The sequence below is a fragment of the Borrelia sp. HM genome (assembly GCF_019669085.1).
In the GTDB taxonomy this organism is placed as follows: domain Bacteria; phylum Spirochaetota; class Spirochaetia; order Borreliales; family Borreliaceae; genus Borrelia.
This window is the reverse complement of the sequence record NZ_AP024401.1, coordinates 511641-524234: the sequence shown is the minus strand read 5'-3', so window position 1 is coordinate 524234 and position 12594 is coordinate 511641. Positions and strand designations below refer to the sequence as shown.

General features: G+C 29.5%; 17 protein-coding genes. 1 reads left to right on the top strand and 16 read right to left on the bottom strand.

Annotated elements, in window-relative coordinates:
• Nucleotides 1-5 precede the first annotated feature (5 nt).
• Genes K5563_RS02555 through der form a run of 3 tightly spaced genes read right to left on the bottom strand, consistent with a single transcriptional unit; the run spans nucleotide 6 to nucleotide 3269 of the window.
• On the bottom strand, nucleotides 6-692 hold the full coding sequence (locus tag K5563_RS02555) for an HAD family hydrolase (protein ID WP_221037435.1): 687 nt from the start codon (nucleotides 690-692) through the stop codon (nucleotides 6-8).
• A gap of 5 nt (nucleotides 693-697) precedes the next feature.
• Complete coding sequence (locus K5563_RS02550; RefSeq protein ID WP_221037434.1) at nucleotides 698-1954, bottom strand: hypothetical protein; 1257 nt, start codon at nucleotides 1952-1954, stop codon at nucleotides 698-700.
• A gap of 16 nt (nucleotides 1955-1970) precedes the next feature.
• On the bottom strand, nucleotides 1971-3269 hold the full coding sequence (gene der, locus K5563_RS02545) for a ribosome biogenesis GTPase Der (protein ID WP_221037433.1): 1299 nt from the start codon (nucleotides 3267-3269) through the stop codon (nucleotides 1971-1973).
• An 86-nt stretch (nucleotides 3270-3355) separates the two neighbouring features.
• Between der and K5563_RS02540 the strand changes: the two genes are divergently transcribed.
• Complete coding sequence (locus tag K5563_RS02540; protein WP_221037432.1) at nucleotides 3356-4111, top strand: GerMN domain-containing protein; 756 nt, start codon at nucleotides 3356-3358, stop codon at nucleotides 4109-4111.
• On the opposite strand, the gene K5563_RS02535 is transcribed toward K5563_RS02540, so the two are convergent.
• The 13 genes from K5563_RS02535 to rplR form a co-directional block, all read right to left on the bottom strand.
• Nucleotides 4098-4898 (bottom strand): TlyA family RNA methyltransferase, encoded by an 801-nt coding sequence (locus K5563_RS02535; RefSeq protein ID WP_221037431.1) that lies wholly within the window; start codon nucleotides 4896-4898, stop codon nucleotides 4098-4100. The genes K5563_RS02540 and K5563_RS02535 overlap by 14 nt on opposite strands.
• The gene (locus tag K5563_RS02530; RefSeq protein WP_221037430.1) at nucleotides 4879-5670 is read right to left on the bottom strand and encodes a TIGR00282 family metallophosphoesterase; all 792 of its coding nucleotides are present in this window, start codon (nucleotides 5668-5670) and stop codon (nucleotides 4879-4881) included. The genes K5563_RS02535 and K5563_RS02530 overlap by 20 nt, the downstream gene beginning before the upstream one ends.
• Complete coding sequence (gene rny / locus K5563_RS02525) at nucleotides 5660-7201, bottom strand: ribonuclease Y (protein WP_221037429.1); 1542 nt, start codon at nucleotides 7199-7201, stop codon at nucleotides 5660-5662. The genes K5563_RS02530 and rny overlap by 11 nt, the downstream gene beginning before the upstream one ends.
• Before the next feature lie 93 nt (nucleotides 7202-7294).
• A complete protein-coding gene (gene rplQ, locus K5563_RS02520) occupies nucleotides 7295-7657 on the bottom strand; it encodes a 50S ribosomal protein L17 (RefSeq protein ID WP_221037428.1) in 363 nt (120 codons plus the stop codon).
• Nucleotides 7658-7672: 15 nt separating this feature from the next.
• Entirely contained in the window at nucleotides 7673-8707 is a 1035-nt protein-coding gene (locus K5563_RS02515) for a DNA-directed RNA polymerase subunit alpha (RefSeq protein WP_221037427.1), read from the bottom strand.
• 15 nt (nucleotides 8708-8722) lie between these two features.
• A complete protein-coding gene (gene rpsK / locus K5563_RS02510) occupies nucleotides 8723-9112 on the bottom strand; it encodes a 30S ribosomal protein S11 (protein ID WP_221037426.1) in 390 nt (129 codons plus the stop codon).
• A gap of 30 nt (nucleotides 9113-9142) precedes the next feature.
• Nucleotides 9143-9520, bottom strand: a complete 378-nt coding sequence (rpsM, locus tag K5563_RS02505) for a 30S ribosomal protein S13 (RefSeq protein WP_221037425.1) — start codon at nucleotides 9518-9520, stop codon at nucleotides 9143-9145.
• 9 nt (nucleotides 9521-9529) lie between these two features.
• A complete protein-coding gene (gene rpmJ, locus K5563_RS02500) occupies nucleotides 9530-9643 on the bottom strand; it encodes a 50S ribosomal protein L36 (RefSeq protein WP_221037424.1) in 114 nt (37 codons plus the stop codon).
• Between the two features lie 9 nt (nucleotides 9644-9652).
• On the bottom strand, nucleotides 9653-10957 hold the full coding sequence (gene secY, locus K5563_RS02495; RefSeq protein ID WP_221037423.1) for a preprotein translocase subunit SecY: 1305 nt from the start codon (nucleotides 10955-10957) through the stop codon (nucleotides 9653-9655).
• 12 nt (nucleotides 10958-10969) lie between these two features.
• Complete coding sequence (gene rplO / locus K5563_RS02490; RefSeq protein WP_221037422.1) at nucleotides 10970-11407, bottom strand: 50S ribosomal protein L15; 438 nt, start codon at nucleotides 11405-11407, stop codon at nucleotides 10970-10972.
• A complete protein-coding gene (gene rpmD / locus K5563_RS02485; protein WP_221037421.1) occupies nucleotides 11400-11711 on the bottom strand; it encodes a 50S ribosomal protein L30 in 312 nt (103 codons plus the stop codon). The genes rplO and rpmD overlap by 8 nt, the downstream gene beginning before the upstream one ends.
• A 4-nt stretch (nucleotides 11712-11715) precedes the next feature.
• The gene (gene rpsE / locus K5563_RS02480; protein ID WP_221037420.1) at nucleotides 11716-12213 is read right to left on the bottom strand and encodes a 30S ribosomal protein S5; all 498 of its coding nucleotides are present in this window, start codon (nucleotides 12211-12213) and stop codon (nucleotides 11716-11718) included.
• Nucleotides 12214-12228: 15 nt separating this feature from the next.
• A complete protein-coding gene (gene rplR, locus K5563_RS02475) occupies nucleotides 12229-12588 on the bottom strand; it encodes a 50S ribosomal protein L18 (protein WP_221037419.1) in 360 nt (119 codons plus the stop codon).
• Nucleotides 12589-12594 lie beyond the last annotated feature (6 nt).

Below are 12594 nucleotides of genomic sequence, written 5' to 3'. Positions count from 1 at the left end.
AAACTCTATATATTTAAAAGTATATATCTTTGCAAGTCTTTATAATTATTAAAAATAAAATCACACTTAATACATTTCAACAATCTTTTTTTAGAAAAATAAGCTGTTCTCATATGCACACTACTAGCACCTAAAATATCATATTCATAAGAATTGCCAACATACAAAATATGACTATTATCTATTCTTAATTCATCTACAATCCTTGAAAAAGCTATTTTATTTGGCTTTAAGTATCCTGTATCCTCTGATGAATAAAGAATATCCCAAAAACTATCCTCAATACCTAACAAATTGCTTACACGAGTTGCAATAGGAAAATCTGACATCACACCTAATTTTATACCCTTATATTTAAGAGCATAAATTAAATCATGAACACCTGCATACGGTTTTAGATCTCTAAATTTATTTCTAAAAGATTCCCCATAGTATATTTTATTTAATAAAAATTCACACCTATTTGGACTAAAACCCAAATAATTAGCAAGCATTTCAACTTCCATAGAAACCAATTCATTCCTATTGGAAGGAATATTTAGCCCACTTTGCAAAAGTCTTATTTCTTTTCTTACCTTTTTAAAAGCTAAAAAAAATTTAATATTCTTTAAAAAATCATAAAACATTAATAAATTTAGACTACTCTCAGGATAAAGGGTCCCATCAAGATCAAATATCACAGCCTTTATCATAATATCTAATTATTCCTTTTTGGTATTGGCACTATAGATATATTACTTGGAACTTTGACTCTAACTAAATGAATATATGAATTTGGATATCTACTCTTAAGAGATTTGATAGAAGTTTCATTATTAACTTCCATTAAGGCTATTCTAAAAATAGATTCTTGATCAATAAATGGAAATAATACAACAACATGCTTATGAAACAATTTGCCTGGAAATTTATCAATTGTTGTACTAATTGAACCCAAATACATATGACCAGGCTCTTTTAAAGCTAGATAATACAAAATAAATTCTAAATTATCAATCTCATATCCACGATTTTCAATATATTTAAGAAAATCAATACTATTTATATCCAACTCATTTATCTTAGACAAATTCAATTTAGAATTAATATTTTTAAGCTTATAGGCAATATTACGAGTCCAGTCAAGTCCAAAAAATGGGTCTAAACTAAATTCATAATAATTAGTAAAATCATTACCTCTTATTCCAATATGCCTAACTTTCAGATCATCTATTTTTAAAAGCTTTCCCGTCATTGTTTTATACATTGAATCTGCAATCCATTTTGCAAATCCAGAACAATTAAAACCTCTAAGCTCTCGTTGAGGCTCACCGGTTTTAATATAGACCATCTCACCTAATTCATTCATAGCTCCATCATGTACTTCCAAGATTGGAGGTGAAGTCTTTAAAAAAGTTCTAAGACTCTCAACAAGATTAGAAATATTTTCATGGACTTTAAGATGTTGAGGATTAAAAAGTTTAAAATCAATAAAATCACTAATATATTCAGATACTTTTAAAAAAGAACCAATGGCAATATCACCAATTTTAAAAGGCAATTTAATATCTTTATGAATCAAAGTATCTATTAAATAAAAATCGGCACTAGAATAAATATTATTTTCATTTGCTTTTATTCTAATAAAAGTATCTGCTCTATTTAAAAAAAATATCTTTACCTGTTCAATACCATGTCTTCCAACTTTAATCACATAAGATCCTGAAAATATATAAGACGCACCATCTTTTCGATTAAAAAAAGAATAGTATGCATAATCTCCCAATATTGAACTTGATACTTCAACATAATAACTATCTGAAATATAATACTTTTGGGACTTTATTTTTTCAACAGAATCACTTGAATTAAAATACTTTGCATAATTTGCTCTAATACTAAAATTAGAGAGAAATTTTTCAAATGCAAATAAGCTTAAATTACCAAATATTAAAAATAAAAATATATATCTCACTATAAGTCTCTGTCTTTTATCTTAGTTCTACTAAAATTGGAATATTATAATAACCAATTTTACGAATATTATTTACTAAATAATTATAATAAGAATTTGGGAAATTAGTTATCTTATTTGCAAATAAAATAAACTTAACAGGATTAACACTGACCTGAGTTATATATTTCACTTTATGTGAAGCATTTAAATGATAATCCTTAATCCACAAACTTAACATCTTATTCAAATCAGCAGTACTTGTCTTAAGTTCAAGTTGTGTTTTTAACTTAATTGCTTCTTTAAAAATATTATCTATTCCCATTTTGTTATGAACAGATATTCTTAATATAGGAGAAAAGTTCAAAACTGGAAAAAAGAACTTAACACGATCCTTTAAAACTTCAAAATAACTACCTTTTGACTCCACAAGATCCCATTTGGTAAATACAATAATAATACCTTTTCCTTTTTTGGTTGCATAATGAGCTATTTTTTTATCTTGAGTTGTTAAGTCTTCTTTAACATCAACTAACAAAAAAACAATGTCTACCATATCAATTACTCTTAAAGCTCTACTTACAGAATAATGCTCAATAACTTCATTTACTCTTGCTCTACGTCTTATTCCAGCCGTATCAACAATTTCAAATGTTTTACCATTTCTTTGAAATTTTGATTTAATAAAATCTCTTGTAGTACCAGCTATTGAAGAAACAATTGAAACTTCATGTCCTGCTAAAAAGTTAATAAGAGTAGACTTGCCTGAATTGGGCTTTCCTATAATACCAATTTTAATATCAACATTATTATCATCACTTGCTAATTTACCTACTGAATCTTTTAAAAAATTCCTTAACTTATCAATTCCCTTTCCATGCGTAGCACTAACTAAAAAACTTTTTTTAAAGCCTAATTTTTGAAAATCATAAGACAAAACCTGCTTATGATGACTATCTATTTTATTTAATACTAAAACTATCTTATAACTATATTTTCTTAATTTTTCAATAAGTTCATAATCTTCTGATAACATTTCATTTACATCTAAAACAAGTAAAATCAAATCAACATTATCAAGCAAACCTATAACTTTATTAACCACAAGCTTGCTAAGTTCATCCTTTAAAAGTGTAAATCCACCAGCATCAATCAAATCAAACCTATAAGAATCTACTATACAAACTTCTTTTATTAAATCTCTAGTAACTCCATAAACCTTATCAGTAATACTTCTATTCAAGCCCAAAAGCTTATTAAATAAAGTTGATTTTCCAACATTTGGCCTTCCAGCAATAATAACACTTTTATAATCTTGAAATTTAGAATCAATCAAAGATAATCCGCCTCTTTCTTTATGTAGGTATCTTTATTATAATATCAAATATCATAACTTTATGCTAATTAAAGACGGATATTCAATTGATAAGAAAAAAAAGAAACAGTAGACGAAAAAAAAGTAATTTTGGGCAAATAGATATATTTTTAATATTATTCGCAATCTTTTTAACAGGATTATGCTTATTAATAATAATTAATAATTCATTATTTAAAAATATATTTAAAGAACAAATGAGCAATGAAAATTTTGAATTCATTCAATCAAAACCCAATAAAATAGAAGCAAAATTAGATAATACAAATAGTGAAAACATTAAAACACTAAGCGATGAAAAATTTTTAATCAAACCACCTGAAATACAAAAAATTGACGAAGAACTGAAATATCAAGAACAAAAACACTTCAAAAATAAAAAAACAGTAAAGCTATATTTTATCAAAGTCACTTCTGAGGGCCATTTTTTAAAACAAGGTATTAAAAGAAATATTCAGTATGACAAAAACATTCTTGAAGAAACATTAAAAGCACTAATTAACGGTCCTAATGAATATGAACTTAAAAACAATTTTTTAAGTCTAATTCCTATCAATACAAAAATCCTAAATTTAAGAATAAGTGATGGAATTGCACACATAAACTTATCTAAGGAGTTTTATGAAAACAGCTTTGGAATAGAAGGAATAATCAATCAGATAAGACAAATTATTTCAACATGTATTGAAATTCAAGGTATTGATGGAATAACTTTAAAAGTCGAAGACAATCCAATAATACTTGGAGATTTAAATTTAAACTTCTCAGGAATTTTAGATAATAAAAGATTCAAAAAATACTAAAATTAATATCTTTAAGAACCGCAAGAGATTGCTCAAAACTCACAAAACTATCTTTAACAATCAAAAACATAAATTCTTGATTTCCCTTGCGTCCTTTGGTTTTAAGCTTTAATATATCTTTAACTTGTAGATTGTTATCATAAAATTTTTTAATTACTTTTTCTAATATTTGACCTAAATATTTACTTTCAACTATTCCATTAAAATTTTTTATCTTTAAACCCAATCCTTTAATTTCAAATTGGGGTTTAATAAGAGCAATAATCAATTTATTCGCAAGTTTGTCAATTAAATTTGAACATATACTCACCACAGATCTAAAAGAAACATCAATAACGGCTAAATCAGGCTGTATATCAAACTGATGAATATCAAAAATATTAGTCTTTTCAAAAACACTAACCCTAGAATCAACTCTTAGTTTATAAGCAAGTTGATTAAATCCAACATCAACTGCATAAACTAATCTCGCACCATTTTGTAAAAGACAATCGGTAAAACCACCAGTTGAAGCACCAACATCAACACAAATTTTGTCTTTAATTATAATATTAAATGTTTCTAAGCATTCAAAAAGCTTATTTCCTCCTCTTGAAACAAATTTCCTAGATTCATTCTCTACTAGTTGTATTTTACTGTTTTTTGAAATTAAAGCTTTAGGATTTTTTTCCCTATGAGAATTAACATATACTTTACCAGTTAAAATTAGAACCGTTAATTCCTTTCGTGTAAAATTGGGATAACTCTTGCAAAGAATATTTAATAAATTATTTCTGTATTCTTTCAATTTTAAGAGCACGCCCCGTCTTTAAATGAGAAGTAATAACAACTCCTTGTATAATGACATCCTCTTCAACGGTTTCAGTTCTTAACGCTACGTGTTCAAGTAATCCTTTAAGAGAAATTTCAGGATTAAATCCTATGACAGAATTTAAACTACCAGTCATCCCAAGATCACTAATATAAGCTGTCCCTTTATCTAAAATTCTTTCATCTTGAGTCATTATATGTGTATGAGTACCAACAACTCCTGTTACCAACCCATTCAAAAAATATCCAAAACTTTCTTTCTCATAATTACTCTCAGCATGAAAATCAACAAAAATAGTCTTAACCTTGCTCTTAATCATGTTCACAACTTTTTTTATATTTTCAAAGGGATTTTTAACAATGAAAGTCATTCCTAAAAACCCTTGAACATTTATAACAGCAACTTGATCATTCTTAACATTCAAAATACAATACCCATGCCCTTCAAGTAAATCTGAAAAATTATTTGGTCTTAAAACATATTTTTGCTTATTTAAATATTCTCTTATACCATGATCAGAATAAACATGATTGCCTGTAGTAATAACATTTACACCTGCTCTGAAAAGATTTTCTGCTATCTCTGGAGTAATTCCAAAACCACCTGATGAATTTTCTCCATTCACAATCGTAAGATCTATATTATGCTTTTCTTTAAGACCCTTAAGGTTAAAAAAGACTCTCTTTAATCCCCCATCACCTATAATATCTCCAATGATTAAAACTTTAATAACATCATTATCTTGCATACTCAATAACTCTAGTTTCACGAATAATAGTGACCTTTATTTTACCAGGATATCTCATTTCAAGTTCTATTTTTTTTGCAATGTCTCTTGCAAGCATAGTAGCTTTATCATCATTAATTAATAGATTGTCAACAATGATTCTAACTTCACGACCAGCCTGAATTGCATAGCACTTCTGAACACCCTCAAAACCATATGCAATCTCTTCAAGTCTTTTAAGTCTACTTATATAATTATTCAAACTCTCACGTCTTGCACCAGGACGAGATGCAGAAATAGCATCAGCTATTTGAACAACAATAGCCTCAAAACTTTCAGGCCTTATTTCATTATGATGCGACGCAATAGCATTAACAACAATATCGCTCTCCCCACAACTTTGAGCAAGTTCAGCACCTGTAATAGCATGTCCCTCACTATTCTCAGAAATACTCTCCATACCTTTTCCAATATCATGCAAAAGACATGCCCTTTTTACAACAACAGGATCTAATTTCATCTCTTTAGCTAAAATCTCCCCTATTATTGCTGTTTCCCTTGAATGACTTAGAACATTTTGACCATAACTACTTCTAAAGTAAAGTCTTCCAAGTCCCCTGATAAGTCTTTTATCAAATCCATGTATATTTAGATCAAATACTGCCTTTTCGCCTTCTTCAAGAATGATACTATTGATCTCACTTGTAACACTATATACAACTTCTTCAATTCTTGCAGGATGAATCCTTCCATCTGCAACAAGCCTTTCAAGTGTTCTTTTAGCTATCTCTTTCCTTACTGGATCAAAACAAGATATAACAACAGCTTCAGGAGTGTCATCAATAATAATATCTGCACCTATTAAAGTTTCAAGAACTCTAATATTACGTCCTTCCTTACCGATAATCCTACCTTTCATCTCATCATTAGGCAGCTCAACAGAAGTAACTGTAAATTCAGAACTGACTTCAGTTACTATGCGTTGCATGGTAGAAACTAATATATCTTTTGCTACCTTATCCGCTAAAAGCTGAGCCTCTTGTTCACTTTTATTAATAATTATTTGAGCGTCTCTTTTAGATTCATTTTCGACTTTTTCAATTACAATCTTTCTTGCTTCTTCTTTAGTAAGACCAGAAATATTTTCTAACTTCTTAACAAGAGATAATTCTTTATCTCTTATTATTTTTTCTTTTTGCTCAAACTCTTTAAGCTTAACATCAATTCTACTTTGCTGCTTATCAAGAGCTGAGATCCTCTTATCTAAAGTTTCTTCTCTTTGTAATAATCTTCTTTCTAAATTAAAAACCTCATTCTTTCGTTCTCTTATTTCCCTATCCTGCTGGTTCTTATCTTTAAGCATTTGAGTCTTTGTATGTGCAATAATTCGCTTTCTTTCATTTTCTATCTCTAAAATGGCCTCTTCTTGTACTTTCTTTAGCTTTTTATCTAAATTTAATAAAGCAAACCTACCTAAAATAATTCTTATCACAAAACCTAATATAACACCTAGGATACCAGCAAGAATAGACGAAAAAGTAATATATGACATATAATTACCCCCTATTCTATTAAACCAATTAAATATAACTTTATTAATGAAAAGATATATTTAATATGCAGTACTATTACTTTTCTTATAAGGTCATAAGGTCTTATCAACTAGTTCAAGAATTGCCATCTCAGCTGCATCTCCATACCTTCGTCCTAGCTTAATAACCCTAGTATAACCACCCTTTCTCTCATTAAAGATAGGGGAAATTTTAGTAAATAATTTATTCAGGATATACTTATCATGTATAAATTTTGATACTTCTCTTCTATTATGAACGCTATCAACTTTGGCCCTTGTAATCAACTTCTCAGCAAATCTCTTAACTTCACTCAATTTTGCCTTAGTAGAAATTATTTTTTCATGCCTTAAAAGAGAAATTACCATATTTTTTAAAAGTGCCCTTCTATGACTTGATTTTCTATCTAATCTATTAAATCCTACCTTAGTTTTCATATAATCAACGAACTCCTAACTAGATATTTTATCGTTTTTATTCAAGATTTTTAGAGCTTCTGCTTTAGGCATTCCTAAAAATAATCCATAAGAATTAAGCTTTTCAACTATTTCTTCTAAACTTTTTTTACCAAAATTTCTTGCTTTTGAAAGTTCCTCTGGAGTTTTACTAATAAGTTCTCCTAAAGTTTTAACATTTTCTTTATTTAAACAATTCAATGATCTAACAGATAAACTTAGTTTATCAATACTCATACCAAGAGTATCAGAATCTCCAACAAATCCAGAATCTTCAACAGAATGAACAACTTTATCTTCAAAATTTACCAATGGAAGTAAAAATTCCCTTATAACAGATGATGCCTTCTTGATTGCATCCTTAGCACTAATAACACCTGTTGTCCAAATTTCCATAACAAGCTTATCATAATCAGATCTTTGTCCAACTCTAGTATCTTCAACAAAATACGTCACCTTTTCTATTGGAGAGAATATAGAATCAATCGCAATGGTATTCACTTCCTCTAAATATTTTGCATTTTGTTCAGAAGAAATATACCCTCTCCCATAGTTCACCTGAAATTCAAAATCTAAATTTGCTTCACTTGACAGTGTAGCAATAACTAAATCCTTATTAAAAACCTCAACACCCTCCATTTCAAGATGGGCGGCCTTTAAAACATTAGTATCTTTGCCATTAACATTTACACTTATAGTTCTACTGTTAACTCCCTCATCTAATTTTAAATGAATATTTTTAATATTAGCAATTACTTCAAGCGTATCTTCTACAACACCAGGTATTAAATCAAATTCACTTGAAACGATCTTCAAAGATCCACCTTGATTAGACTGAATTCTCATAGCAGAAACAGCATATCCTTCAATAGAAGATAACAAAACTCGTCTTAAAGTATTTCCAATGGTAACACCAAAACCTTTCTCAAAAGGATATATTACAAATTTTCCATAAGAGCCATTATCTTCTCCCCTTAAAAACTCAATCCTATCAGGTATAGTAAAATCTTTCAAAAGCTTTCCTAAAGACATTAATAGCTCCTCTAACTAAACTCGTCTAGTTTTCTTAGGTCTACATCCATTATGCGGTATTGGAGTAACGTCTGAGATTGATTTTACAACTATACCTGTTGACCCAACAGCTCGTATAGCAGACTCTCTACCAATTCCTGGCCCTTTAACAAAAACATGAACATAATTAATTCCAAAATCCTTAACTTTACCTAAAGCAGCTTCTGTGGTCATCTGAGCAGCATAAGGAGTTGATTTTTTAGCACCCTTAAATCCCATTCCACCTGCACTTGCCCAAGCCAAAGCATTACCTCTTATGTCTGATACAGTTACAATTGTATTATTAAAAGTAGCCTGTATATAAACATTTCCCTCGCCAATACTTCTTTTTATCTTTTTTTTATTAGTTGACACCTTTGTACTCAACCTTCTCCCTCCTCAATAGACAACACAATATTACTTAGTAGCCATTTTTTTATTAGCTACAGTTTTTCGCTTGCCCTTCCTAGTTCTTGCATTAGTTTTAGTTCTCTGTCCCCTTAAGGGTAAACCTTTTCTATGCCTAAGACCTCTATAACATGCAATATCCATAAGTCTCTTAATAGACATAGCTAGCTCACTCCTAAGCTTTCCCTCAATAACATAATCATTCTCAATTATCTTTCTAAGCTTATTAACCTCATCATTATCTAAATCTTTAGCCCTTCTCTCTGGAGCAATATTTGTCTTTCTACAAATCTCTAAAGCTCTAGATCTTCCTATGCCATAAATAGAAGTAAGAGCTATTTGAAGTTGCTTATTATTTGGCAAATCTATTCCTGCTATTCTAGCCATTTTTTCCCCTTATTTTTGTCTTTGTTTGTGTTTAAGATTATCACAAATAATTCTTACAACACCCTTTCTTTTTATTACTTTGCATTTTTCACAAATTGGCTTTACGCTTGCTCTAACTTTCATAAATTACTCCTAAATTTTTTGCAAAAAAGCATACTGTTTACCAGTTCCACGAGACAATCCTTGGGTCTTTAAATACGCATCAATCTGAATTAACGTATCAAGAGCTACTCCCACCATAATAAGAAGCGAAGAACTACCCATAATCCTTGAGACATTATAAGGAAATCTAAAAATATTTTGCACTAAAAATGGAATAATTGCAATAATAGACAAAAAAATAGAACCTGAAAATAACGTTCTATTCATAATTTTATCTAAATAACCCTCCATTTCATCCGCCTTTACACCCGGAATAGTCCCTCCATTTGTTCGAATATTATTACTTACATCCTTTGGACTTAATTGTATCTTTGAATAAAAATATGTAAATCCTATTATTAATACTACATTTAATAATGTATAATAAAATCCATTAGGCTTTAAATAAGATAAAATTTGTCTTGAGAGAACAGAAACTTCTGCAAATCCACTCAAAATTTGTAAAGGCAAAGTAATAAGCACTGACGCAAAAATAACAGGTAAAACACCTGATGGATTAAGCTTGATTGGCAAATATGAACTAACTGTATTTCTTAAGTTTGCTCTAGCATAATGTATAGCTATACGCCTTTGGGCTTTATATTCATATATGATTAATATGACAACCAAAATAAAAATACTTAAAACTAATATAACAAAAACAGGATTAATATTTTGAGATGGGTCTCGCATGCTTTGAAACAAATTAAACAAACCCGCCTGAAGCCTAACAACTATTCCTGAAAAAATTATTAAAGACACACCATTCCCAATTCCTTTTTGATTAATTTGCTCACCAAACCATAACAGAATAAAAGTACCTGTTGTAACCGTTAAAATAGCAATAAAAATATATCTATAAAAAGAGAAATTAAGTGCTCCTGGAATACTTTTGGCATAAAGACTAGTAGCATATCCTTGCGCTACTGCTGCAACAATTGTTAAATATTTAGTGTATTTCTTTACTTTTTTTCTTCCATTATCTCCTTCTTGCATCTTTTTAAGAGAAGGAAAAGAATAAACAAGAAGCTGAATAATAATAGATGCTGAAATATAAGGACCTATGCTAAGCATAAATATAGAAAAATTACTAAATGCACCACCTGAAAAAAAATCAAAATAATTAGTAATTGAAAAATCTGATTGAGATTTAAAATAACTCCTAAGAGCCACTGGATCTATTCCTGGTATTGGTAAGTAAGAACCCACTCTAAAAAGAAAAAGAATAAATAGAGTAAATAAAAATTTATTTCTTAAATCCCTAATTGTAAATAAATTAAAAAACAATCCTTTCATTTTACTACCATTCTAAATCAATTTAATATTGCAACCAATTTTTGTTGCAGATTCTTCAGCAGATTTTGAAATACGAGAAACTTCAAAATTCACTTTCTTTGTAAGCTCACCATTAGCCAAAATTTTAATATTTTTCTTATTTTTGCTTACAAGACCTTTTTCTAACAAAGTGATATAACTTACCAAATCTCCTGCCTCAAATTTTTTATCTATATCTCCAAGCCCCACAATCTCATATCTAACCTTATAATCATGATTGGAAAAACCTCTTCTTGGAAGTCTTCTATAAAGAGGAGTTTGTCCCCCTTCAAAACCAACACCTGGTGAAGTATTTCTGGCTTTTTGTCCTTTTTGTCCTCGACCAGAAGTTTTTCCAAGACCAGAACCTGGGCCTCTGCCAACAATCTTTCGCGATCTATTAGCCCCTAAAGGTTTCCTTAGATTAACCATTTTTTACCTCACTTAACAAGATCATGCTAATTACACTCTTAAGCATACCTTGTATAGACTTATTTAAAATATGAATTTTCCTATCTCCTATCCTCTTTAAACCTAAAGCTTTCAATGTCTTAATCTTAGTGTCTAACTTACCAATAAGACTTCTATTAAGTTGCACCTCTACTTTAATATCACTTTTAGCAAGAATTTCCCTATTTTCTTTCATTTTGCTAATAAAAGCTTTATTTTTACGTCTAGACCTAGAAGCTTTAAACCTAGTTTTTTTTAACTGAAGTCTCAATTTTCTCTTAATCATAAATTTAACCCCATAAAGTCCTTAAAGTTTTACCTCTTATCTTTGCTACTTCTCTACCATCTAAAACCAAATCGAATGCTTTAAAAGTAGCTTTTACTACATTCATAGAATTATTTGAGCCAAGAGATTTACTTAATATGTCATGAACTCCCAAAGCTTCCATGACAGCACGAACAGGTCCACCTGCAATAATACCAGTACCTTGAGTAGCTGGTTTAATTAAAACTTTAGCTTTTTTAAAATCACCAATGACCATATGAGGCAGAGTTCCTCTCTTAATTGGAACAAGTCTTAAATGCTTCCTAGCATTTGTTAAACTTTTCTTTATTGCATCACTGGCATCATTGGCTTTACCAAATCCCCAACCAACACGACCTTCCCCATCACCAACAATCATAAAAGCAGCAAAAGAAAATCTTCTTCCACCTTTTACAACCTTAGTAACCCTATTTAATGATATTAATTTTTCTATTTGCTTTTTATGAACTTGAGATTCCACCATAACTCTCCCTCCACCCTAAACATCAATACCGGCTTCTCGCAAAGAAGTTGCAAAACTTGCAATCAGGCCATGATACTTATAACCATTCCTATCAAAAATAAGTCTATTTATTTTTTTATCCTTAAGTTTCTTTGCAAGGATTTCACCAAGCTTCTTTACATCATTAACATTTTTGTTCAATTTAAGATCTTTATCAATAGTAGAAACACTAGCAAGTGTATGACCCGCAATGTCATCAATAACTTGAACATAAAAATATTTATTGGATTTAAAAACTGTAACCCTAGGTCTATCTGCAACACCAAATCCAATTCTATTCCTTATTCTTTTTTTACGCTTTATATTTCTTTTTTCAGCTTCTTTGACTTTTTTCATAAATGC